Consider the following 22,337-nt stretch of genomic DNA (forward strand, 5'->3'; position numbering starts at 1 on the left):
TCCGCTACAGCAGACCGTCCCAGAACTGCTCCAGCAGCACGGCCCACCAGGTGTCCGTGGACTGCAGGGCCGCCGGGTCGATCGCGGCGAGCTCCGCCTGGAAGTCGGTCGTCCAGCGACCGGCCTGCTCCGGCGTCAGCCCGTACCGCAGCCGCCACATCCGGCCCAGCAGGGCCAGCGCGCGGACGAACTCCGGTACACCGCTGTTGACGAAGCGCGGCGGCTGGCCGGTTCCGTCGACGTCCACGGCGACCACGTTCGCGGTGCCGTACTGGACGCACAGCTGGCGGCCGTAGTCGTTGCCGAGCACCAGGTAACCGCCGAAGTCCGCGGCCGCGGGCAGGCCGCGCTCGGCTGCCAGTTCGGCCAGCGTCGGGATCGGCCGGCCCTCCTGCGCCTGGGCCCAGAAGAACGGCCCGAAGTCGCGCGGCAGCCCGGCCCACATCAGGGTCTGCGACACCGGCTCGGGCACGCCCTGGCGGGAGACGGCGCGCTGCTCGTAGCGGAACAGGTTCTGCCCGAAGGCCGTCCCGAGCTCCTGGGCGAGCTGCTGGGGCGGCAGCGGGGGCAGCGGCTGGACCGAGCCGGGCGCGGGCAGCGGGGCCCGGAACGGGCGGACCCGCTGGGCGCCGGAGGCCAGCTGGTGCAGCTCGTCCAGGTGGTCCAGCAGCTCCGCCATACCGGCCTGCCGGGAGGCGTGGTCGCGGCCGTACGGGGCGGTGTGGGTGAGCCGCACGTTCGGCCAGGAGGCCGCGATCATGCGGTTGCAGTAGCCGCCGGGCAGATCGCAGGACTCCAGCTCGGTGTACAGCTCCAGCACCTGCTCCGGGGGCACGTTCAGCCGGCGCAGGTCCTGGAGGATCTTCCACTCCGGGTGCGGGGTGCCGGGCTCGCTGCGGTGCAGCAGCTTCTGCTCCGAGCCGTCCGGGCCCCGGTAGCTGAGCGCGGCGAAGTAGCCCGGGCCGACCGCGGGCACCCCGGGCGGCACCGGCGCGCCCGGCGGCGGGCCGGTGACCGGAGTCGGCGGGACGACGCCGGGCGCGGCGCCCGCGTTCGGGTAGCCGTACCCGGCCGCGGGCGCGGCGGGGGCGGCCGGGCCGCCGGGCGGTGGCGGGACGGCGGGGCCGCCGGACGGCGGGGTGCCCGGGTCCGCCGGGCCGCCGAGCAGCGCCGGGTCGATCGCACTGGCCAGCTGGGTCGCCTCGTACGCCACCCCGGCGGCGGCTGGAGCGGGCGCGCCCTGGGGGGCAGGGGCGGGAGCGGCACCGGCGCGCAGGCCCGCCGGGGGCGGGGGCGGCGGGGTCGAACCGGCCGAACGGCCGCCGGGACCGCCGGCGGGCGCGCCGGAGCCGGGGGTGTGCCGCAGCTCGGCGGGCGGGGGCGGCGGCGGGGCGGACCCGGCGGTGCGGCCCGGCCCTCCCGCGCCGGACGGTCCGGACGCGCCGGCCGCACCACCGCGCAACGCACCCGGCGGGGGCGGCGGCGGAGCCGAGCCCGGGGTGCGGCCGAGGCCGCCCTGGGCCGCGACGGCGGGCGGGGCGGCCGGGCCGGGGGCGCCGGGCAGGCCGGCCAGCCCGCCGGGCGAGGCCAGCATGGTGGGCGCCTGCTCCACCGGGGCTCCGCCGACGGGCGGGGCGGCCGGGGTGCCCGGCGTGGCGAGCATGGTCGGTGCCTGCTCGACCGGGGCACCCGGAGTCACCGGGGCACCGGGCAGGCCCATCAGGCCGGGCATCGCGTCCGGCGGCGCGAGCAGCGTCGGTGCCGGCTCGACGGCCGCGGCGGGTGCCGGGACCGGCGGGGCGACGGGGGGCGCGGCCGGGGGCTGGGCGGCCGGGGGCTGGGCGCCGACCGGCGGGACCGGGGGCATGCCGTGGCTGCCGCTGCCCGGGGGCATCAGCATGGTGGCGGCCTCGGCCCCGGCGGGGGCGGGCGCGTCGGGCAGGTCCGAACCGGAGGTGCGCAGGCCCTCGGGCATCAGGACGGTCGCCGCCTCGGCACCGACCGGGGCGGCCGGCGGGCCGGGTGCGACCGGCGGCACCGGCGCCGCGGCCGGCGACTGCGGGGCGACGGGCGGCTCCTCACCGGGCGGCGGGGCCAGCATGGTGGGCGCGTCCCCGGCGGGCCGGTCGGAGACCGGCGGCTCGGTCAGCACGGCGGGCGCGGACGGCACGGCGGCCGCGGGCGGCACCGCAGGCACCGGCGCAGGCGGCTGGGGCTGGGGCTGGGGCTGGGGCTGGTCGGCGGACACCGGAGCAGCCGGAGCGGGAACCGGAGCAGGCGCAGCGGCCGGAGCGGCGGCAGCGCCCCCCAGCTTCTCCGCCTCCGCCGCGATCGCCGCCGCCCCCGCCTCCTGCAGCCACTGCGGCGGGCTGAGCAGGAAGGAGGTGGCCTCCACCGGCCCCGGTGCGGGCTTCGCCGCCCCGGCCGGGTTGGCCGCGACCGGCCGGCCGTACACCTCCTCGTACTGCCGGACCACCTCGTTCACGGGCAGCGCGGGCCACAGTGTGCTGGCGCCCGAGTCACGGGCGATCACCAGCCGCGCCTCACCCGAGCCAGAGCCAGAGCCAGAGCCCGGACCGGCTCCGCCGTCGGCACCGGCAGCGACCGCCGCCTCCGCGGGCGAGACCGCCCAGCAGACGAAGCCCAGGTCGAACTCCCGGACCCGCACCTCGCGCTGCTGCCCGTGCGGCACGCCGCCGTTGATCCACTCCTCGGCGAGCTCCTGCGCCTGCGCGTACGTCACCACGCCCGGTTCACCCCTGTCCCCGTCGTCCCCACTCGTTCCCTCAACGCCGTTCCCGCGGTCACGTCAGTCCACCGGGACGGCCCGGGCGAACCCGCCGTCCACCATCAGCTCCGCGACCGTCTCCAGCTCCGGCGGGCTGCCGGCCAGCCGCAGCAGGAAGGCGTCGAAGTCGTCGCCGCAGGGCAGCAGCAGCCGGGCGCAGCGCTCCTCCGGGGCCTCCGGGGCGCCGGAGTCGCGGGCGTCGTCGTACAGGTGGAACCAGACCGAGCCGATCCGGTCGCCGCGCACCTTGAGCGCGACGATGCCGCCCTGCGCGTAGGCGATGCCCAGGTAGTCCTTGGTGAGGTGGTCGCGCAGGCACTTGTTGGCGTACACGACGTCCTCGGTGCCGTACTCCTCGGTGAGGGTCAGGAACGGCTGGTCGAGCAGCATGCCGAGCTCGGTGTCCAACGCCACGCCGACCGGGCCGCGGCCGCCGCCCAGCTTGAGGAAGGTGCGGTAGGCGCCGGGCAGCCGGTAGCCGAGGCGCTCCTCGGCGCGCTGCACCAGGTCCTCGGGGACGCCGATCGGGTCCCCGCCGTCCCTGGCCAGCGAGAAGTGGACGGGCCGGCGCTCCTGCAGCGGGCGGGTGCCGCGGCGGGTGTGGTCGGCGGGCGAGGTGGCCAGGCCGCCGTGGTGCCGCAGCAGGGCCTTGACCTCGACCGGGACGAGCTCCATCCGGCGCCAGCCGGGGGCGGCCCGGCCGACCGCGTGGTGCCAGGTCCAGCCGGGCGGGGTGGCCACGGCGGTCTCCAGGTCGGCCCAGAGCGGGTGGCCCTGGGTGAACAGCGCGACGTTGGCCGAGACGTAGTCGGTCAGCCGCAGTTCGTCCACGCCGAAGCCCTCCGGCGGGTCGGCGACCTCGGCCGCCGCGGCGGCGTACGGGCCGAAGTCCGGGTAGCCGGACTCGTCCACCCGGACCCCGGCCGGGTGCCGCTCCGCGCGAACCGGGTCCGGGAACTGCACCACCTGACCTGCGTACGCCGCGTTCGGTGCGGCGGCGACGCCGGGCCGACCTGTCGTCATCTGGGAGCCCCCACTGGCTGCTGCAAATTCTTCGGTGCGCTTGCTGGGCACCAGCCTATTGGTTCACCCGCCCGGCCGATCCCCCGCACCCGGAGCCCGTTCCAACACCTCCACGACCCGCAGTTGCCGCGCCTCCGTGAGGTGCGGGTGCAGCGGCAGGTCGAGCGGTTCCCGGGCGGCCCGCTCGGCGGCCGGGAGACTCCGGCGGGACCCTCCACGGCTCCCGCGCCCGGGGCGGACCGGCGCCCGGCCGACGGCCTCAACGTCCGGCGCGGGCACCGGAGTCGGGCCCGCCGACGGTTGTCCGCACGCCGGCCGCGCCTCCTCCGGCCGCTGCCGGAACCGTACCGGCCGGGGTCCGGGCCGGGGGGCGGTTTCGGTAGATCGGTGGACAAGTCATGACGAGACCGTGCGGATCCGGCCCCGGCCCGGCCAGGATGCGGATGGGCGGGGACGCGATCCGCCAGGAACCGTACGGGTGTTCGCCCGGCCCGCACCCCGGTTGTGCGGTTGTCGGGGTCGAATGACAGGCTTGCCCCGGACCCCACGGGACCGACAGGAACCGGACCGCCAGGAACGAGGAGGAGGAAGCCGCATGACCACCGGTGAGCCGGCGGGCCCGCCCGTGCTGCGCCACCACCGCGACAGCCTGCTGCCCGCCGTCGCCGCCGCGCTGTCGCTCAAGGGCGGCGAGGTGCACACCCTGGCGGGCGCCAAGGAGGACCGGCGCCCGGTCCTGCACCCGCTGGTCGGCGAGTTCCTGGACACCCTGCCGGTCGAGGCCCGCGAGCGGTTCACCGGCCGCTGCCCGGAGGCCGTCCTGCTCTCCCAGTACCTGACCACGGTCGACGGGAAGCGCTCCAAGCGCGCCGCCCGCAAGCCGATGAGCCTGCACGAGGCCCGCAAGGCGCTCAAGGGCGCCCGGATGACGACCCTGCGGATACGCGAGGAGGGCGACCCGGCACACGGCACCCACGCCCCGCCGTGCCGCTCCTGCGCCCCGATGCTGGAGCACTTCACCGTGCAGAGCGTCGCCGTCGGGCCGCCGGCGCGCTGAGCCGTCCGCCCACCGGACCCCGCGCCCGCAGCCCTTCGTACGCCCCCGTCCCCGAGCCTCCGGAGCACGCCCTGAATCCGCCCAGCCCGCCCCCGCCCGCACCGGCCGCACTGGCCCCGGACACCCTCGCCCCGGGCAGCCCGTCCCCGGCCGCCGCCGGACGGGCCCGCCCGCGCTTTCCGGCCGACGTCGCCGCCGAGCTGAAGGCCTCCGGCTGGCACCCCGGCCGCTGGCAGATCCGGCAGGCCGAGGAGTGGGCCGACACCCTGGTCGGGTACGGCGGTCCCGGCGGCGTCCCGCACGCGGTGTTCCCGGCGGCCGTGGAGGCCTGGGCCGAGTTCGGCGGCCTCGCCTTCGACCTGTCCGGCCCGGGCCGCCAGCTGGCCCGCACCCCCTTCCTGATCGACCCGATGTGCGGCCTGCACCAGCCGCGCACCCTGTTCGACCTCGGCCGGGCACTGGGCACCCAGCTCGCCCCGCTCGGCGAGGAGGCGTACGGGCAGGCACTGCTGGCGGTCGACCAGGAGGGCCGGGTCTACAGCCTGGACCACACCGGCGAGTGGTTCCTCGGCCACGGCATCGACCAGGCGCTCAGCACCCTCGTCCTGGGCACCGCCCCGGAACGGCTGCGCACCGCCGAGGCGTACGACTAGGACCTGTCTGCAAACTCGCGTCTGCGGGGCGGCGGATCCTGCCGGACCGGCCTGAAGCGCTACCCGAGCCGGTCGCTCCGGACGGCCAGCCGGGACGGCAGCACCGCCTCCACCCGGAACCCGCCGTCCGCCTCCGGCCCGGACGAGAAGGTGCCGCCCAGCGCGATCACCCGCTCCCGCATCCCGACCAGCCCGTTGCCGCCGCTCGGCAGCTGCGCCGCGCCCCGCTCCCCGCCCGGGCAGGCGTTCACCACGCTCACCCGCACCCCGTTCGGCGCGTACGCCAGCAGCACCGACACCTGGGCGCCGCCCGCGTGCTTGTGGGCGTTGGTCAGCCCCTCCTGGACGACCCGGTAGGCGGTCTGCTCGGCGTCGCCGGTGAAGTCCTGCCGGCTGCCGCTGACCGTCAGCGTCACCGCCATCCCGGCCGCCCGGGACTGGTCGACCAGCCGGGGCAGCCCGGCCAGCGAGTCCGGCTCCGGCTGCCGCTCGTCGTCCATCCGCAGCACGCCGAGGATCTCGCGCAGCTCGTTGAGCGCCTGCCGGCCCACCTCGCCCATCAACTTGGCGCTCTGCGCGGCCTTCTCCGGGTCCTTGACGGCTATTCGCTCCAGCGCCCCGGCGTGCACCACCATCAGCGAGACCCGGTGCGCCACCACGTCGTGCATCTCCCGGGCGATCCGGGTGCGCTCCTCCAGCCGGGCCCGGCGGGCCCGCTCCTGGGCCTGCTCGGCCAGCAGGTCCAGTTCGGTCTCCAGGCCGTGCGCACGGTCCTTGAGCGACTCGATCAGCCGCCGCCGCGCCCCCACGTACAGGCCGGTCACCACCGGGGCGACGGTCAGGCCGACCGCCACCAGCAGCGAGAACAGGATCTGGATCCACAGCGGCGGCTGCTCCACCGACGAGTCGCCCGGCACGATCAGCGTCACGGCGATCACGGCCGCCGCCTCGGCGAAGGCCAGTCCGGACAGCGCCACCACGCGGCGGCGCCGGGAGGGCCACTCCCAGGTCTCCGCCAGCGTGTACAGCGACACCACCAGCAGCAGCACGCCCAGCATCCCGGGCGTCACCAGCAGCGTCGCCAGCACCGGTACGGCCGGCCAGCGCCGGCGCACCACCAGCGAACCGCCGGCCAGCGTGCCGAGCACCGCGATCCCGACCGCGCCCGCGAGGCTCACGTGGATCCGGGCGGACAGGAAGGCGATCGTACCGGCCGAGCACTCGACCGCGGCGAGCAGCGCAAGCCCGATGTCGAGGAGGGCGCTGCGCCGCCGCTTCCACCACCAGAACGACCGGACCGGCACGCGCTCCCCAGGCGACTTGCTCATGCCTGACAGGTTAAGCGGCAACCCCTTCCCTTCCCCACCGGGATTGCGGGGTACGCCGATCACGCCCGTCAAGTGGTCCAGACCACAGGCGGTCCTCGGCAGCCCTGTCCGCCATCCGGCCACCTCTCGGACAGCAAACGCCCCGACACCTATGCTGGTCGCGTCGGACAGCGCGGTCCGCACGCGTCACACCCGCCACACTGCGCGTGGACCTGTGACGATGAGCCGTTGCCGAACCCCACCACCACAGGGAGCCAGCCGTGACCGCTCCGGTCCCCAACCCGGCGGACAGCCCCACCGCCATCGCCGACAATGCCGCCCTGCGTGCGGACATCCGCCGCCTCGGCGACCTGCTCGGCGAGACGCTGGTCCGCCAGGAGGGCCCCCAGCTGCTGGGCCTGGTCGAACAGGTCCGCCTGCTCAGCCGCACCGACGGCGAGGCCACCGCCGAACTCCTCTCCGACATCGACCTGGACACCGCCGCCAAGCTGGTCCGCGCCTTCTCCACCTACTTCCACCTCGCCAACGTCACCGAGCAGGTGCACCGCGGCCGGGAGTTCGCCACCCGCCGCGCCCGTGAGGGCTCGCTGCTCGCGCAGACCGCCGACCAGCTCGCCGACGCGGACCCCAAGCACCTCGAGGACACCCTGGCCCACCTCGCGGTCCGCCCGGTCTTCACCGCCCACCCCACCGAGGCCGCCCGCCGCAGCGTGCTCAACAAGCTGCGCCGGATCGGCGAACTCCTCGACCGCATCCACCACGAGGAGCTCGCCTCCGGCCTGGCCGCCGCCGACCCGGCCCGCACCAGCAGCGCCAAGCGCTCGGCCGACCGCCGCCTCGCCGAGGTCATCGACCTGCTGTGGCAGACCGACGAGCTGCGCATCGCCCGCCCCGAGCCCACCGACGAGGCCCGCAACGCCGTCTACTACCTGGACGAGCTCTACCGCGAGGCCGTCCCCGAGGTCCTGGAGGAGCTGCACGAGGAGCTCGCCCGGGTCGGCCTGCGCCTGCCCGACGGCGTGCGCCCGCTCACCTTCGGCACCTGGATCGGCGGCGACCGCGACGGCAACCCCAACGTCACCCCGCAGGTCACCTGGGACGTCCTCAACCTCCAGCACGAGTACGGCATCAAGGACGCCCTGGACGCGATCGACGACCTGCGCAACACCCTCTCCACCTCCGAGCGGCTGGCCGGCGCCTCGGTCGAACTGCTCGCCTCGCTCAACACCGACCTGCACCGGCTCCCCGAACTCAGCCCCCGCTACAAGCGGATGAACGCCGAGGAGCCCTACCGCCTCAAGGCCACCTGCATCCGGCTCAAGCTGGAGAACACCCGCGAGCGCCTGGCCGGCGGCACCCCGCACGTCGAGGGCCGCGACTACGTCGGCACCCGCGAGCTGATCGCCGACCTGCGGCTGATCCAGGACTCACTGCGCGCCCACCGCGGCGAACTGATCGCCGACGGCCGCCTCGCCCGCGCCATCCGCACCATCGAGGCCTTCGGCCTCCAGCTCGCCACCATGGACGTGCGCGAGCACGCCGAGGCCCACCACCACGCCCTCGGCCAGCTCTTCGACCGGCTCGGCGAGGAGGCCTGGCGCTACGCCGACATGCCCCGCGAGTACCGGCAGAAGCTGCTCGCCAAGGAGCTGCGCTCGCGCCGCCCGCTCGCCCCCACCCCGGCCCCGCTGGACGCGGCCGGCACCAAGACCCTCGGCGTCTTCAACACCATCCGCGAGGGCTTCGAGCGCTTCGGCGACGAGATCGTCGAGAGCTACATCATCTCGATGTGCCAGGGCGCCGACGACGTCTTCGCCGCCACCGTGCTGGCCCGCGAGGCCGGCCTGATCGACCTGCACTCCGGGATCGCCAAGATCGGCATCGTGCCGCTGCTGGAGACCACCGACGAACTCCAGCAGGCCGACCGCATCCTGGACGAGATGCTCTCCGACCCCTCCTACCGGCTGCTCGTCTCGCTGCGCGGCGACCTCCAGGAGGTCATGCTCGGCTACTCCGACTCCTCCAAGTTCGGCGGCATCACCACCTCCCAGTGGGAGATCCACCGCGCCCAGCGCCGGCTGCGCGACGTCGCCCACCGCTACGGCATCCGGCTGCGCCTGTTCCACGGCCGAGGCGGCACCGTCGGCCGCGGCGGCGGCCCCTCGCACGAGGCCATCCTGGCCCAGCCCTGGGGCACCCTGGAGGGCGAGATCAAGGTCACCGAGCAGGGCGAGGTCATCTCCGACAAGTACCTGCTCCCCTCCCTCGCCCGGGAGAACCTGGAGCTGACCGTCTCCGCCACCCTCGCCGCCTCCGCGCTGCACACCTCCCCGCGCCAGGCCCCCGAGGAACTGGCCCGCTGGGACGCCGCGATGGACCGGGTCTCCGAGGCCGCCCACACCTGTTACCGCGCCCTGGTCGACCAGGAGGACCTGCCGAAGTACTTCTTCGCCTCCACCCCGGTCGACCAGCTCGCCTCGCTCCACCTGGGATCCCGCCCGTCCCGCCGCCCCGACTCCGGCGCCGGACTGGACGGCCTGCGGGCCATCCCCTGGGTGTTCGGCTGGACCCAGTCCCGCCAGATCGTCCCCGGCTGGTACGGCGTCGGCTCCGGCCTCGCCGCCGCCCGTGCGGCCGGTCTCGGTGACGTGCTGGACGAGATGTACGGCCAGTGGCACTTCTTCCGCAACTTCTTGTCCAACGTCGCCATGACGCTGGCCAAGACCGACCTGCGGATCGCCCGCCACTACGTCGAGCAGCTGGTGCCCGCCGAGCTGCGGCACATCTTCGACCAGATCGTCGCCGAGCACGAGCTCACCCTGCGCGAGGTGCTGCGGCTCACCGGCGAGAGTGAACTGCTGGAGCACAACCCGGTGCTGAAGCAGACCTTCACCGTCCGCGACGCCTACCTCGACCCGATCTCCTACCTCCAGGTCGCGCTGCTGCGCCGCCAGCGCGAGGAGGTCGCCGCCGGCCGCCACGAGGACCCGCTGCGCGCCCGCGCGCTGCTGCTCACCGTCAACGGCATCGCCGCCGGCCTGCGCAACACCGGCTGACCGCCGCCCGGGCACGCGTCGGGGCCGGTGCTCTCCACGAGCACCGGCCCCCACGCCGTTTCAGAGGCCGACCGAGACCAGGTTTCCGTACTGCCGGACGATCTCCGCCCGCGCGGTCTCCGCCTGCGGGGTGTGGACGATCACTCCCTTGCCGTCCAGGGCGATCTCCACCCACGCGATGTACACGCCCTTCGTCGCCGACCAGTCCCCGGCCTCGGCCCGGATCTCCTTGGCGAGGGTCAGCTGCGAGGGGTACGAGGGCGCGGCGACGAACCGCAGCTTCACCGTGGGCCACGGGGCCACGGCCTGCGACGCGGCGGCGTCCAGGCCCGTCGGGGCCGGGTTGCGCATCACGACCAGCGTGCCCTCGGCCGTGTCCAGGCAGGTCGCGAAGTAGTGGTCCCCGTACTCCTGCCGCGCCATCCGCTCGACCGCCCGGCCCGCCGCCACCAGGTCCGCCCCCGCCTGCTGGTCCGACGCCGGTGCCGAGGACGGGCCGCTCCGGCCGCAGCTCAGGACGGTCTTCACCCGCTCGTCGGTCTCGGCTCCCCGCGATGTTCTGCCCGGGGTCCCGGTCGGCGTCACGACCGCGGTCCCGGTCGGCGTCACGACCGGGGTTGCCGCCGGCCCGGCGCCCGAGGCCGCGTTCCCCCCGCCGCCCAGCTGCGTCAGCGCCCCCGCGCCGACCGCCAGCACCGCCACCGCCGTGACGGCCCGCACGACCCCCCGTCGCCGGGCCCGTCGGCGTCCCGCCTCGCGCAGCTCGGCCAGCGGCGGGCTGCCGCCGATCCCCGCCGCCCGGGCCCCGAGCCGGACGGACAGCTCCTCCTCGAACTCGTCCTCAGCCCTCACGCCCCACCAACTCCCTCGCCGGTTCCACTTCCTGTCGAAGCGCCTTGAGCCCCCGCGCCAGGTGGGTCTTCGCCGTGGTCACCGAGCACCCCAGCTCCACCGCCACCTGGGCCACGGGCAGGTCCAGGTAGTAGCGCAGCACCACCGCCGCCCGCTGCCGCCGCGGCAGACCGGCCAGCGCCGCCGCCAACTGCCCGTCCCGCTCGGCCTCCTGGACCGCCGGCCCGTCCGGCAGGACGGATGTCAGCACCTCGCGTCTGGTCCGGCGCCACCGCGAGACGTGGGTGCGCACCATCGTCCGGCGGACGTAGCCCTCGGCCGCGCCGGGCTCCCGGATCGCCGACCGCTTCGGGTACACCCGTGCCAGGGCGTCGTGCAACAGGTCCCGGGCGTCGTGAACATCCCCGGTGATCAGGTACGCCCCCCGCAGGAGGGCCTGGTACCGCGCCGCGACGAACTCGTCGAACGGGTCGGATCCGGAACCCCCCGGGCGCATCGATTCGCGCTTCATACCCTCAGGACGCACCGGCCGCCGGAAACGGATGACAGGACGACGAGGGGCCGGTGCCCACTTCCGTGGACACCGGCCCCTCGCATCACGTTCCTACTCCGCGGGCTCCCCCGCGCGCCGGCGCTTCAACCACAGCGCCGCTCCGCCGGCCGCGACCACCAGGCCGCCCCCGACCGCCAGCAGTCCGGCGTCCGGGCCGACCGAGTCGCCCAGCACCGGACCGAACTGCGCCGCCGCGGGCTCCGGCGTGACCCCCGGATCCGGCTCGGCCACCGGATCGGCGTGCGCCACCGCACCGCTGGACAGCAGCATCCCCGCCGCTCCCAGCGCACCGGCGGTGCCCACCCGTCGTCCGAGCTGCTTCAGCCGAATCACCCGGAGCCGCCGAAGTCGGCGGACCGGACGCAATCTCCGCATCGAGAACTCCCCAGGACCCGTTCGCGTACCAGGCCGACGCTATCCGATCCCGCACAGGGTTCTCACATGGTTTCAGGTTTGGCGGGGCAAGCGTTGCACGACTGTTGTGTACCCGGCACACCGTGCACATGACGGACGGTCAGGAGTTGTACGTGCCCTGCGCCCGCTCCAGCCCCTCGGACAGCAGCGCCTCCACCGCGTCCGCCGAGCGGTCCACGAACCACTCCAGCTCCTTGCGCTCGGTCGAGGAGAAGTCCTTCAGGACGAAGTCCGCGACCTCCATCCGGCCCGGCGGGCGGCCGATCCCGCAGCGCACCCGGTGGTAGTCCGGCCCGAGCGACTTGGTGATCGACTTCAGCCCGTTGTGGCCGTTGTCCCCGCCGCCCAGCTTCAGCCGCAGCGCCGCGTAGTCGATGTCCAGCTCGTCGTGGACGGCGATCAGCGCCGAGGCCGGCACCTTGTAGAAGTCCCGCAGCGCCGTCACCGGCCCACCGGAGAGGTTCATGAAGGACATCGGCTTGGCCAGCACCACCCGCCTGCCCGCCAGCCGCCCCTCGGCCACCTGCGCCCGGCTCTTGTGCGCCTTGAACTTGGCGCCCATCCGCTGCGCCAGCAGGTCCACCACCATGAAGCCGATGTTGTGCCGGTTCCTGGCGTACTGCTCCCCGGGGTTGCCCAGCCCGACCACCAGCCAGGGGCCCTCGTAATCCTCGGCCATGCCTCTCTCCTTCGCGCTCGACTCCGCGCTCGACGTCATCATCCCGGACGCACCGCTGCCCCGGCCGCTCCAGGGGAGCGACCGGGGCAGCGGTCAAAAGCCGTGAAGGCTACGAGGCTCAGGCCTCGGCACCCTCGGCCTCGGCGGCCTCGTCCTCGACCGGGGCGGCCTGGGCGGCGATGACCTGCAGCACGACGGCGTCGGCGTCGACGGCCAGCGAGACGCCAGCCGGCAGGGCGATGTCCTTGGCGTGGACGGAGGCACCGGCCTCCAGGCCCTCGACGGAGACGGTGACGGCCTCGGGCAGGTGGGTGGCCTCGGCCTCGACCGGCAGGGCCTGCAGGACGTGCTCCAGCAGGTTGCCACCGGGGGCCAGCTCGCCCTCGGTGTGGACCGGAATCTCGACGGTGACCTTCTCGCCACGCTTGACCAGCAGCAGGTCGACGTGCTCGATGGTGCGCTTGATGGCCTCGCGCTGGACGGCCTTCGGCAGGACGTACTCGTCCTTGCCCTCGATCGGAACGACCAGCAGGGCGTTCGGGGTCTTGAGGGCCATCATCAGGTCGTGGCCGGGCAGGTTCAGGTGAACCGGGGCGTGGCCGTGGCCGTAGACGACACCGGGGACGAAGCCGGCGCGGCGGGCGCGACGGGCGGCACCCTTGCCGAACTCGGTACGGGTCTCAGCGGCAAGGCGGATCTCGGACACGACTGCACTCCTCGTGAAGACTGGCGCGGGGGTGCAGGCAACGCGAAAAACCGCCGGGACCACACCCTCAGTACGTTCGGGGGTCACTCGGCGGCAACGGCCTCTGCCGGCGGACGGAATCCGCTACCGGCAGCGCGTCGATCACGGTGTCGGCGCCCGTCGAGCAGGCACACGGCATCCCTCGCCGAGCAGTTTCACGAGTCTAACCGCACCGGCCCCCTCCCGCGAAATCGGCCCCCTCCCGGGGAAACGGCGGCGGCCCCGGACCGTGGATGGTCCGGGGCCGCCTGCGCGGGGCTTCGTCAGTGCACGCCCCCGAAGGTCAGTGCACGCCCTCGAAGGTCAGTGCACGCCCTCGAAGAGGCTGGTGACCGAGCCCTCCTCGAACACCTCGCGGATCGCGGCGGCGATCGACGGTGCGATGGACAGCGTGGTGATCTTGTCCAGCTGGAGCTCCGCCGGGGTGGGCAGCGTGTTGGTGAACACGAATTCGCTCACCCGCGAGTTCTTCAGCCGGTCCGCGGCCGGGCCGGAGAGCACACCGTGGGTGGCGGCCACCACGACGTCCGCGGCACCGTTGTCGAACAGCGCGTCGGCGGCGGCGCAGATCGTGCCCGCGGTGTCGATCATGTCGTCGACCAGGACGCAGACCCGGCCCTTGACGTCACCGACGACCTCGGCCGACAGGATGGTGTTGGCCTGGGTCATGTCGCGGCGCTTGTGGATGATCGCCAGCGGGGCGTCCAGCCGGTCGCACCACTGGTCGGCGACCTTGACCCGGCCGGCGTCCGGCGAGACGACGGTCAGCTTGGAGCGGTCCACCTTCCCGCCGATGTAGTCGGCCAGCAGCGGCAGCGCGAACAGGTGGTCCACCGGGCCGTCGAAGAAGCCCTGGATCTGCGCGGTGTGCAGGTCCACGGCCATCAGGCGGTCGGCGCCGGCCTGGCGCAGCAGGTCGGCGATCAGGCGGGCCGAGATCGGCTCGCGGCCCAGGTGCTTCTTGTCCTGGCGGGCGTAGCCGTAGAACGGCAGGATCGCAGTGATGCTCCGGGCGGAGGCCCGCTTCAGAGCATCGATCATGATCAGCTGCTCCATGATCCACTGGTTGATGGGAGCCGTGTGGCTCTGCATCACGAAGCAGTCCGCACCGCGGGCCGACTCCAGGAAGCGGACGTAGATCTCGCCGTTGGCGAAGTCCAGGGCCTTGGTCGGGACCAGCTCGCTCCCCAGCGCCTCGGCAACCTCCTTCGCCAGTTCCGGGTGGGCACGGCCGGAGAAGAGCTTGAGCTTCTTCTCACCCGACGTCGTGATCCCGCTCACTGCACCGTCTCCTCGCGTTGCGGACGCTGAATCCCTCTCCCGAGGAGGGCAGGCGCAGCCCGCACCCACGGGGGATCAGGGAATTGTCGGTACGCCTGGACACGGGCGGTAGGCCCAGTGGCGCACGTATGTCCCCAAGGTTACGCGCCCGCGCAGAAACCGTCCGCCCCGGGACCGTCCGGCCGGCCTCCGGCGCCCGGTCAGGCCTCCCCGGCGCCGTCCCCGGCGCCGTCCACCGCGGCCTTGGCGGCCTGCGCGGACACCGTCCCGGGGCGCTTGCGCTCGACCCAGCCCTCGATGTTGCGCTGCTGCGCGCGGTTCACGCCGAGTGCGCCGGGCGGAACGTCGGTGCTGATCACCGAGCCCGCGCCGGTGTAGGCGCCGTCACCGACGGTCACCGGGGCGATGAACATGTTGTCCGAGCCGGTGCGGCAGTGCGCGCCGATGACCGTGCGGTGCTTGTTGACCCCGTCGTAGTTCACGGTGACCGAGGCCGCGCCGACGTTGGTGCCCTCGCCGATCGTGGCGTCGCCGATGTAGGAGAGGTGCGGGACCTTGGCGCCCTCGCCCAGCTCGGAGTTCTTGACCTCGACGTAGGTGCCGACCTTCGCCTTGCGCGCCAGCTTGGCCCCCGGCCGCAGGTAGGCGTACGGGCCGGTGGCGGCCAGCTCGCCGATCTCGGCGCGGTCGGCCGTGGTGTTGCTCACCCGGGCGCCGGCGCCGACCAGGGTGTCCTTCAGGGTGGAGTTCGGGCCCACCTCGCAGCCCTCGCCCAGGTGGGTGGTGCCCTGCAGCTGGGTGTTCGGCAGCACGACGGCGTCCGGCTCGTACGTCACCTGGACGTCGACCCAGGTGGTGGCCGGGTCCACCACGGTGACGCCGGCGCGCATCGCCTGCTCCAGCAGGCGGTCGTTCAGCAGACGGCGGGCCTGCGCCAGCTGGACCCGGTCGTTGATGCCCAGGATGTCCCGGTGGTCCTCGGCGACCACGGCGCCGACCCGGTGCCCGGCCTTGCGCAGGATCTCCAGGGTGTCGGTCAGGTACTCCTCGCCCTGCGAGTTGTCCGTGGTGAGCTCGGCCAGCGCCTCGGTGAGCAGCTTGGCGTCGAAGGCGAAGACGCCCGAGTTGATCTCGGCGATCGCGCGCTGGGTGTCGGTGGCGTCCCGCTCCTCGACGATCGCGGCGACCGTGCCGTCCTCGTCGCGCAGGATCCGGCCGTAGCCGAAGGGCTCGGGGACGACGGCGGTCAGCACCGTGACGCCGTTCTGCTGCGCCTCGTGCGACTTCGCCAGCCGGCGCAGGGTGTCCCCGGTCAGCAGCGGGGAGTCCCCGGCGGTGACGATCACCGTGCCGTCCAGCGTGACGCCGTCGGCGGCCAGCGCCTCCAGCGCGGTGCGCACCGCGTGGCCGGTGCCGTTCTGCTCCTCCTGCACGACCGGGCGCACGCCGGGGTAGTGCGCCGCCAGGTGCTCCTCGACCTGCTCGCGCTGGTGCCCGACGACCACGACGAGCTGTCCCGGCGTCAGCTCCCCGGCCGCCGACACCGCGTGACCCACCAGCGAGCGCCCGCACACCTCGTGCAGCACCTTGGGCAGCTTGTTCGACTTCATCCGGGTCCCGCCACCGGCGGCGAGCACGACAACGGCGGCAAGCGAATTGGCACCCATGCGGGGAGGCTCCTCATTAGGTTCACAGAGAGGGCAGAGCAGGCCAGAACGCGGGTCCGCACATGTGCTCTGGCAGTTCGAGGATAGTGCGGGGCAGCCGGCCGGAATGCCAGCGGCCCGGCCCGCGCATGCCCGCCCGCGGCCGTACTCAGTGCTCCCGGAGGAGGATTCGAACCCCCATAAGCTGGACCAAAACCAGCTGTCCTGCCCTTAGACGATCCGGGACCGGAGCGCCCGCCGCCGGAGCCCCGACGGCGCGCTGGGGCAAGACTACGGGGTAGCGCGCTTCACATCTACCACCTGTGCCGACCGTGCTGGCCCGTCCGATCCCGGCACGGCGGCGGTCCCGGGTTCATCCATCCAGTCGGGTGAATTCACCCGGGCGCCGCGCAGCGGTGTGTTCCCCTGGCCGCGGAGCGCAACCTACGATTCCGTAGGTTACGCCAACGTAGGTTTTGCCGTCCCGGTCCCGGGACGCCGCGAAGGGATGCCCATGACCATCCAGGCCGGCGAGGAGCGCGCGGGGGCCGCCGCGCTTCCCGATCCCTCCTCCGATCCCTCCGCCGACGCCGCGACCCGGCTGTCCGCCACCCGCGGCGGGGAGAAGCAGGGTCTCGCCGAGCGGATCGCACTCGCCCTCTTCATCCTCGTGCCGTTCGCCGCCCTGGTCGCCGCCGTACCGGTGGCCTGGGGGTGGGGACTCGGCTGGACGGACACGGCGGTCACCGTCGCGATGTACTTCCTCACCTGTCACGGCATCACCGTCGGCTACCACCGCTACTTCACCCACGGCGCCTTCAAGGCCTCCCGCCCGATGCGGCTGGTCCTCGCGATCGCCGGCAGCCTGGCGGTCGAGGGCCCGCTGGTGCGCTGGGTGGCCGACCACCGCAAGCACCACCGGTTCAGCGACAAGGACGGCGACCCGCACTCGCCGTGGCGCTACGGCGAGAGCGTCCCGGCGCTGATCAAGGGCCTGTGGTGGGCGCACATGGGCTGGATGTTCGACGAGGAGCAGACCCCGCACCTCAAGTACGCGCCGGACCTGGTCGGTGACCCGGCCATGCGGCGGATCTCCCGGCTGTTCTGGCTCTGGACCACCATCTCACTGCTGCTGCCCGCCCTGGTCGGCGGTCTGGTGAGCCTCTCCTGGCAGGGCGCGCTGTCCGCCTTCTTCTGGGGTTCGCTGGTCCGGGTCGCGCTGCTGCACCACGTCACCTGGTCGATCAACTCGATCTGCCACGCGATCGGCCGGCGCCCGTTCCGCTCCCGGGACCGCTCCGGCAACGTCTGGTGGCTCGCGGTGCTCTCCTGCGGCGAGTCCTGGCACAACCTCCACCACGCCGACCCGACCTCGGCCCGGCACGGGGTGCTGCGCGGGCAGATCGACTCCTCGGCCCGGCTGATCCGCTGGTTCGAGCTGGCCGGCTGGGTCCGGGACGTCCGCTGGCCGGACCCGCAGCGGATCGCCGCCCGCCGCGCAGCATGAGGCGGCGCTTCCAGCATGATGTAGGGGTGAACGGGAGCAGCGCAGACAGCACAGGCGGTCACCAGAGCACGCGGACGGACGCGGCGCCCGGAACGGCGCCGGCCCGTCCGCGGGCCGCCGCTGCGGCGGGCGCGGCCCCCGACGGCGGCACCGAGGGCGCCGCGGAGGCGGTGCCCGGTACGGCGCCGGCGCCGCGCCGGCGGGGCGGCCGGGTCCGGATGACCGGCAAGCAACGCCGGGAGCAGCTGCTGGAGATCGGCCGAACGGTCTTCGCCGAGCGCGGCTACGACGGCACCTCGGTGGAGGAGATCGCCGAGCGCGCCGGCGTCTCCAAGCCCGTGGTGTACGAGCACTTCGGGGGCAAGGAGGGGCTCTACGCGGTGGTGGTGGACCGCGAGATGCAGCTGCTGCTGGACATGGTGACGGGGGCGCTCACCGGCGGGCACTCGCGCGAGCTGCTGGAGCAGGCGGCGTTCGCGCTGATGGACTACATCGACACCTCGACGGACGGCTTCCGGATCCTGGTCCGGGACTCGCCGGTGGCCCAGTCGACCGGCACCTTCGCCTCGCTGATCAGCGACATCGCGACCCAGGTCGAGGACATCCTCGGTCTGGAGTTCAAGTCCCGGGGCTTCGACGCCCGGCTGGCCCCGATGTACTCGCAGATGCTGGTCGGGATGGTCGCGCTGACCGGCCAGTGGTGGCTGGAGGTCCGCAAGCCGGACAAGGCGACGGTGGCGGCGCACCTGGTGAACCTGGCCTGGCACGGGCTGGAGGGCCTGGAGCGGCACCCGAGGCTGGTCGGCGACCGCAGGGCCTGATCCGCCACCGCCCCGTTCCACAGCTCCGTCCCGCCCTTACCGCCTCACTCTCGTCCGCCTCTGCCCCACTCCTGTCCGCTTCGGCCTTACCGCTTCGGCCTTACCGCTTCACCCCCACCGCGAAGATCCGCCGGAACGGGAAGACCGTCCCGTGCGGCCCGGCCGGGTAGGCCTCGCGCAGCAGCCGCCCGTACTCGGCGAGGAAGGCGGCCCGGTCGGCCTGGTCGGTGAGCCGGCCGAGCACCGGGCGCAGCGCGGTCCCCTTGACCCATTCCAGTACCGGGTCCGGCCCGGGCAGCAGGGTGCTGTAGGTGGTCTCCCAGACGTCGACGGCGCAGCCGGCCCCGGCGAGGGCGTCGAGGTACCGCCCCGGCGGGTGGACGCCGCTGCGGACGGCGTCGGCACCGAGGGTGTCGCGCCAGCGGGGGCTGCGGCGCAGTTCGGCGAGCAGGGTGTGGCTGGGGGCGTCGAAGTTGCCCGGCACCTGGAAGGCGAGGACCCCGCCGGGCCGAAGGGCGTCCGCCCAGCGCGCCAGCACCGCCAGGTGCCCGTCCACCCACTGGAGGGTCGCGTTGGAGGCGATCAGGTCGGGCCCGGCCGGGGCCGGGTCGTAGTCGCGGGCGTCGGCGAGCAGGTAGTCGGCGGTGGGCTCGCCCTCGGTGCGGGCGGTGGCCAGCATCGGGGCGGAGTTGTCGACTCCGGTGATCCGGGCCTGCGGCCAGCGTTCGCGCAGGACGGCGGTGGAGTTGCCGGGGCCGCAGCCGATGTCGAGGATCGTTGCGGCGGGCTCGTTCGGCAGGGCGGGGACGCGGGCGAGCAGGTCGCGCAGCGGGCGGGTACGTTCGTCGGCGAAGCGCAGGTACTGCGCCGGGTCCCAGACGGGGCTGGTCATGGTTCACCTCGCAGGTATCTCGATATCAAGATATCTCCCGCAGCCTCCCCCGCACATTTCTCGATGTCAAGAGACTTCACATCGACACATCCACCGATACACTGATCGCCATGGAGGACGAGGTCGACAGGCTGGTCGCAGCGTGGCGCCGGGAGCGCCCCGACCTCGACGTGGAGCCGCTGGAGGTGCTCAGCCGGGTCAGCCGGCTCGCCCGCCACCTCGACCGCGCCCGCCGCACCGCCTTCGCCGAGCACGGCCTGGAGCCCTGGGAGTTCGACGTCCTGACCGCCCTGCGGCGGGCCGGCTCCCCCTACCAGCTCTCCCCCGGACAGCTGCTCACCCAGACCCTGGTCACCTCCGGCACCATGACCAACCGGATCGACCGCCTCACCGGCAAGGGCCTGGTCAAGCGCCTGCCCGACCCGGACGACCGCCGCGGCGTGCTCGTCCGGCTCACCGACGACGGCCGCGACCGCGCCGACCAGGCGCTGGCCGGCCTGCTGACGCACGAGCGCGAACTGCTCGCCCAGCTCAGCTCCGGCCAGCAGGGCGAACTCGCCGCCCTGCTGCGGCTGCTGGTCGCACCGTTCGACAACATCCCGGGCTGAGCCCCCGGCCTCCGGCTACGGGGCCGAGGCGATGGACGGCGGCACGACCGGCTCCGCCGGACTGACCCCGGCCCGGCGGGCCACCGCGACGGCGGCCAGCGTGGAGTGCACCCCCAGCTTCCCCAGCACGTTCTGCATGTGGGTGCGGACGGTGTGCGGCGACAGGTAGAGCCGCTCCGCGACCGCCTGCCGGCCCAGGCCCGCCACCATGCAGCGCAGGATCTGCTTCTCCCTCGGCGTCAGGGTGTCGACCAGCCGCTCGCTCTCGGTGCGGTCCCGCCGGGCGGTGGTGAGCTCGCGGATCACCCCGGTGAGCAGCGCGGGCGGCAGGTGCGTCTCGTCCCGCAGCACTCCCCGGACCACCGCGAGCAGCCGGGCCAGCGAACTCTCCTTCGCCACCCAGCCGGTGGCGCCCGCGTGCAGCGCCCGGGCCGCGCGGTGCGGGTCGTCCACGGTGGCCAGCACCACCGCGCGCAGCCCCGGATGGGCCCGGCGGAGCCGGCCGAGCAGGGTGATGCCGTCCGGCTGCGGGGCGGCGGGCCTGAGCTGCTCTGCGCGGGCCTGGTCGGCGCGCAACTGGTCGGTACGGAGCTGGTCCGCGCGGGCCTGCTCGGCGCGCAGCTGCTCCGCGCGTACCTGCTCCGCGGAGCGGGCCACGGCCCCCGGGACGGCGGACACGGCGCCCGGCCGGCGCGGCGGCGGTACGGCCGACAGCGGTACGGCCGGGGGCGGTACGGTCGGCGGCGGGCGGCGGCGGGCCTCCTCGGCCGGTTCGCCGCCGGGCCTGGCCCGGGCGCCCGGCCCGGCCGCCTCGCCCCCCAGGTCGGCGTCGATCAGCGCCACGTCGTAGGCCCGCCCCTCGGCGGCGGCACGCTCCAGCGCCCGCTCGGCGGCGGCCGCGCTGCCGGCCGCGCCCACCTCCACGTCGGGCTCGGCGGCCAGGGCCGCGGCCAGCGCCTCGGCGAAGATCCGGTGGTCGTCGACCACCAGGACCCGGATCCGCCCCATCGTCACTACCCCCTGCTCAGAGCGCCCGAGCCCGGGAGCGGGGACCGGTCCGGCGTCCGCGTTCCGGACCCTCCGCTCCGCCCGCCCACCGGTGGCCGGTGCGGCCGAAAGGGCGCCGGCCCCCACCGGTACCGCACTCAGCGTACGGGCCGGGAAACGCTCCCGTGCCGGTTCGGTGAAGTTTCGTCAGGAGTGGCGCGAGCGGCGCGGCCGGCCAGCCGGGCGGCTCCGGAGAGACGCCCAACTGACCGGCCGGGACGGGCGGTTGGCCCTGGCGGGCGGACGGTCCTACTTGCCGTTCTTCTCCAGGGTGAACTTCCAGGCGTCGGCGACGATGTCGTCCAGGTTCGGACGGCGCGGCGTCCAGCCCAGCGCCTCGTGGGCGCGCTCGGCGGAGGCCACCAGCACGGCCGGGTCGCCGGCCCGGCGGGCGGCGACCTGCACCGGGATCTCCCGGCCGGTGACGCGCTTGACCGACTCGATCACCTCGCGCACCGAGAAGCCGCTGCCGTTGCCCAGGTTGCAGATCAGGTGCTCGCCCGGCTTGGCGGCGTCCAGCGCCAGCAGGTGGGCGTCGGCCAGGTCGGCGACGTGGATGTAGTCGCGGATGCAGGTGCCGTCCGGGGTCGGGTAGTCGTCGCCGAACACCGCGATGTGCGGGCGCTGTCCGAGCGCGGCCTGGAAGACCAGCGGGATCAGGTGCGACTCGGGGTCGTGGCGCTCGCCGTAGGCGCCGTACGCGCCGGCCACGTTGAAGTAACGCAGCGAGACGGCGGCCAGGCCGTGCGCGACGGCCTCGCTGGTGATCATGTGGTCCATGGCGAGCTTGCTGGCGCCGTAGGTGTTGGTCGGCGAGGTCCGGGCGGTCTCGGCGATCGGCACGACCTCCGGCTCGCCGTACACGGCGGCGGTGGAGGAGAACACCAGCTTGCGCACGCCCGCCGCGCGCATCGCGGTGATCAGCTCCAGCGAGCCGGCCACGTTGTTGCGCCAGTACTTCTCCGGGTCCACGACCGACTCGCCGACCTGCGAGGAGGCGGCGAAGTGCAGCACGCCGTCGAAGGAGCCGTCCAGCACCTTGCCGGCCTCCTGGATCCGGCCCTCGACGAACTCGGCACCGGCCGGGACACCCTCACGGAAACCGGTCGAGAGGTCGTCCAGGACGGTCACCTGGTGACCCGCCTCCAGCAGGTGGGCGGCCACCACGCTGCCGACGTAGCCGGCGCCACCCGTGACCAGGTACTTACTCATGATGAGACCTCCAGCGGGCGATGGTCCGCCCGGTCGGGGGCGCCATCGAAGGAATGCGAACGACTGGGGTCAATTGTCCCCGTCCGGCGGGGTGCTCCCGACCACCGGGGCTCCCGCTCCCGCGCATTCTCACCCACTCCTCAGCCGTCCTCCACAGGCGCCCGCGGCCAACCCC

General features: G+C 74.2%; 20 protein-coding genes and 1 tRNA gene. 7 read left to right on the forward strand and 14 right to left on the reverse strand.

Translation table 11 applies throughout. The features are described 5' to 3' along the window. Nucleotides 1-4: 4 nt before the first annotated feature. On the reverse strand, nt 5-2,746 hold the full coding sequence (locus BOQ63_RS20370) for an SUKH-4 family immunity protein (RefSeq protein ID WP_150476016.1): 2,742 nt from the start codon (nt 2,744-2,746) through the stop codon (nt 5-7). 63 nt (nt 2,747-2,809) lie between these two features. Then, complete coding sequence (locus BOQ63_RS20375) at nt 2,810-3,811, reverse strand: HNH endonuclease (protein WP_030290661.1); 1,002 nt, start codon at nt 3,809-3,811, stop codon at nt 2,810-2,812. 595 nt (nt 3,812-4,406) lie between these two features. Between BOQ63_RS20375 and BOQ63_RS20380 the strand changes: the two genes are divergently transcribed. Next, on the forward strand, nt 4,407-4,868 hold the full coding sequence (locus BOQ63_RS20380) for a YwqJ-related putative deaminase (RefSeq protein ID WP_046387190.1): 462 nt from the start codon (nt 4,407-4,409) through the stop codon (nt 4,866-4,868). Between the two features lie 110 nt (nt 4,869-4,978). Continuing rightward, nucleotides 4,979-5,521, forward strand: coding sequence for an SUKH-3 domain-containing protein (locus BOQ63_RS20385; RefSeq protein ID WP_150476376.1), 543 nt, complete (start codon nt 4,979-4,981; stop codon nt 5,519-5,521). A gap of 59 nt (nt 5,522-5,580) precedes the next feature. Here BOQ63_RS20385 and BOQ63_RS20390 read toward each other — a convergent pair whose 3' ends face one another. Next, entirely contained in the window at nt 5,581-6,849 is a 1,269-nt protein-coding gene (locus BOQ63_RS20390) for a sensor histidine kinase (RefSeq protein WP_030290667.1), read from the reverse strand. A 260-nt stretch (nt 6,850-7,109) separates the two neighbouring features. Here BOQ63_RS20390 and ppc point away from each other — a divergent pair, with 260 nt between their 5' ends. Then, nucleotides 7,110-9,905, forward strand: coding sequence for a phosphoenolpyruvate carboxylase (gene ppc / locus BOQ63_RS20395; RefSeq protein ID WP_051824484.1), 2,796 nt, complete (start codon nt 7,110-7,112; stop codon nt 9,903-9,905). Nucleotides 9,906-9,965: 60 nt separating this feature from the next. Here ppc and BOQ63_RS20400 read toward each other — a convergent pair whose 3' ends face one another. The 4 genes from BOQ63_RS20400 to pth all read right to left on the reverse strand — a co-directional run bounded on the left by BOQ63_RS20400 (nt 9,966) and on the right by pth (nt 12,403). Then, nucleotides 9,966-10,757 (reverse strand): hypothetical protein, encoded by a 792-nt coding sequence (locus tag BOQ63_RS20400; RefSeq protein ID WP_030290670.1) that lies wholly within the window; start codon nt 10,755-10,757, stop codon nt 9,966-9,968. After that, nucleotides 10,747-11,268 carry a SigE family RNA polymerase sigma factor gene (locus tag BOQ63_RS20405; protein ID WP_223885989.1) on the reverse strand — a complete coding sequence of 174 codons (522 nt, stop codon included), beginning with the start codon at nt 11,266-11,268 and terminating at the stop codon, nt 10,747-10,749. Before BOQ63_RS20405 ends, BOQ63_RS20400 begins: the two co-directional genes overlap by 11 nt. Before the next feature lie 93 nt (nt 11,269-11,361). Next, a complete protein-coding gene (locus BOQ63_RS20410) occupies nt 11,362-11,613 on the reverse strand; it encodes a hypothetical protein (RefSeq protein ID WP_143174751.1) in 252 nt (83 codons plus the stop codon). A 211-nt stretch (nt 11,614-11,824) separates the two neighbouring features. Then, nucleotides 11,825-12,403, reverse strand: a complete 579-nt coding sequence (gene pth, locus BOQ63_RS20415) for an aminoacyl-tRNA hydrolase (protein WP_030290675.1) — start codon at nt 12,401-12,403, stop codon at nt 11,825-11,827. Between pth and BOQ63_RS20420 the strand changes: the two genes are divergently transcribed. Continuing rightward, nucleotides 12,402-12,509: an NAD-glutamate dehydrogenase gene (locus BOQ63_RS20420; protein ID WP_141763840.1), complete on the forward strand. Its 108-nt coding sequence runs from the start codon at nt 12,402-12,404 to the stop codon at nt 12,507-12,509. The genes pth and BOQ63_RS20420 overlap by 2 nt on opposite strands. Nucleotides 12,510-12,521: 12 nt before the next feature. On the opposite strand, the gene BOQ63_RS20425 is transcribed toward BOQ63_RS20420, so the two are convergent. From BOQ63_RS20425 to BOQ63_RS20440, 4 genes are all read right to left on the reverse strand, one after another. Next, on the reverse strand, nt 12,522-13,109 hold the full coding sequence (locus BOQ63_RS20425) for a 50S ribosomal protein L25/general stress protein Ctc (protein WP_030290678.1): 588 nt from the start codon (nt 13,107-13,109) through the stop codon (nt 12,522-12,524). Between the two features lie 342 nt (nt 13,110-13,451). Next, nucleotides 13,452-14,429 carry a ribose-phosphate diphosphokinase gene (locus tag BOQ63_RS20430; RefSeq protein ID WP_030290680.1) on the reverse strand — a complete coding sequence of 326 codons (978 nt, stop codon included), beginning with the start codon at nt 14,427-14,429 and terminating at the stop codon, nt 13,452-13,454. Between the two features lie 200 nt (nt 14,430-14,629). Next, complete coding sequence (gene glmU, locus BOQ63_RS20435; RefSeq protein WP_030552304.1) at nt 14,630-16,096, reverse strand: bifunctional UDP-N-acetylglucosamine diphosphorylase/glucosamine-1-phosphate N-acetyltransferase GlmU; 1,467 nt, start codon at nt 16,094-16,096, stop codon at nt 14,630-14,632. A gap of 154 nt (nt 16,097-16,250) precedes the next feature. Beyond that, nucleotides 16,251-16,321 (reverse strand) — tRNA-Gln (locus BOQ63_RS20440). A 268-nt stretch (nt 16,322-16,589) separates the two neighbouring features. Here BOQ63_RS20440 and BOQ63_RS20445 point away from each other — a divergent pair. Next, entirely contained in the window at nt 16,590-17,582 is a 993-nt protein-coding gene (locus BOQ63_RS20445) for an acyl-CoA desaturase (RefSeq protein WP_072654748.1), read from the forward strand. Between the two features lie 218 nt (nt 17,583-17,800). Next, nucleotides 17,801-18,403 carry a TetR/AcrR family transcriptional regulator gene (locus tag BOQ63_RS20450; RefSeq protein ID WP_223886267.1) on the forward strand — a complete coding sequence of 201 codons (603 nt, stop codon included), beginning with the start codon at nt 17,801-17,803 and terminating at the stop codon, nt 18,401-18,403. A gap of 100 nt (nt 18,404-18,503) precedes the next feature. Here BOQ63_RS20450 and BOQ63_RS20455 read toward each other — a convergent pair whose 3' ends face one another. Then, a complete protein-coding gene (locus BOQ63_RS20455) occupies nt 18,504-19,295 on the reverse strand; it encodes a methyltransferase domain-containing protein (protein ID WP_030290688.1) in 792 nt (263 codons plus the stop codon). Nucleotides 19,296-19,405: 110 nt separating this feature from the next. Here BOQ63_RS20455 and BOQ63_RS20460 point away from each other — a divergent pair, with 110 nt between their 5' ends. Beyond that, nucleotides 19,406-19,903 carry a MarR family winged helix-turn-helix transcriptional regulator gene (locus BOQ63_RS20460; protein WP_030290689.1) on the forward strand — a complete coding sequence of 166 codons (498 nt, stop codon included), beginning with the start codon at nt 19,406-19,408 and terminating at the stop codon, nt 19,901-19,903. Nucleotides 19,904-19,918: 15 nt separating this feature from the next. Here BOQ63_RS20460 and BOQ63_RS20465 read toward each other — a convergent pair whose 3' ends face one another. Both BOQ63_RS20465 and galE read right to left on the reverse strand, forming a co-directional pair. Continuing rightward, on the reverse strand, nt 19,919-20,911 hold the full coding sequence (locus BOQ63_RS20465; RefSeq protein ID WP_030552309.1) for a LuxR C-terminal-related transcriptional regulator: 993 nt from the start codon (nt 20,909-20,911) through the stop codon (nt 19,919-19,921). Nucleotides 20,912-21,199: 288 nt separating this feature from the next. Further along, nucleotides 21,200-22,165 (reverse strand): UDP-glucose 4-epimerase GalE, encoded by a 966-nt coding sequence (galE, locus tag BOQ63_RS20470; RefSeq protein WP_094742910.1) that lies wholly within the window; start codon nt 22,163-22,165, stop codon nt 21,200-21,202. Between the last annotated feature and the right edge of the window lie 172 nt (nt 22,166-22,337).

It is taken from the genome of Streptomyces viridifaciens, from assembly GCF_001888885.2.
Lineage (GTDB): Bacteria > Actinomycetota > Actinomycetes > Streptomycetales > Streptomycetaceae > Kitasatospora > Kitasatospora aureofaciens.

Bases quoted from the DNA above. Each gene is read 5' to 3' on its own strand.
- BOQ63_RS20375 (WP_030290661.1), bottom strand. From the start codon at position 3,811: ATGACGACAGGTCGGCCCGGCGTCGCCGCCGCACCGAACGCGGCGTAC.
- BOQ63_RS20380 (WP_046387190.1), top strand. From the start codon at position 4,407: ATGACCACCGGTGAGCCGGCGGGCCCGCCCGTGCTGCGCCACCACCGC.
- BOQ63_RS20390 (WP_030290667.1), bottom strand. From the start codon at position 6,849: ATGAGCAAGTCGCCTGGGGAGCGCGTGCCGGTCCGGTCGTTCTGGTGG.
- BOQ63_RS20405 (WP_223885989.1), bottom strand. From the start codon at position 11,268: ATGAAGCGCGAATCGATGCGCCCGGGGGGTTCCGGATCCGACCCGTTC.
- BOQ63_RS20420 (WP_141763840.1), top strand. From the start codon at position 12,402: ATGCCTCTCTCCTTCGCGCTCGACTCCGCGCTCGACGTCATCATCCCG.
- pth (WP_030290675.1), bottom strand. From the start codon at position 12,403: ATGGCCGAGGATTACGAGGGCCCCTGGCTGGTGGTCGGGCTGGGCAAC.
- glmU (WP_030552304.1), bottom strand. From the start codon at position 16,096: ATGGGTGCCAATTCGCTTGCCGCCGTTGTCGTGCTCGCCGCCGGTGGC.
- BOQ63_RS20445 (WP_072654748.1), top strand. From the start codon at position 16,590: ATGACCATCCAGGCCGGCGAGGAGCGCGCGGGGGCCGCCGCGCTTCCC.
- BOQ63_RS20450 (WP_223886267.1), top strand. From the start codon at position 17,801: ATGACCGGCAAGCAACGCCGGGAGCAGCTGCTGGAGATCGGCCGAACG.
- BOQ63_RS20455 (WP_030290688.1), bottom strand. From the start codon at position 19,295: ATGACCAGCCCCGTCTGGGACCCGGCGCAGTACCTGCGCTTCGCCGAC.
- BOQ63_RS20460 (WP_030290689.1), top strand. From the start codon at position 19,406: ATGGAGGACGAGGTCGACAGGCTGGTCGCAGCGTGGCGCCGGGAGCGC.
- BOQ63_RS20465 (WP_030552309.1), bottom strand. From the start codon at position 20,911: ATGGGGCGGATCCGGGTCCTGGTGGTCGACGACCACCGGATCTTCGCC.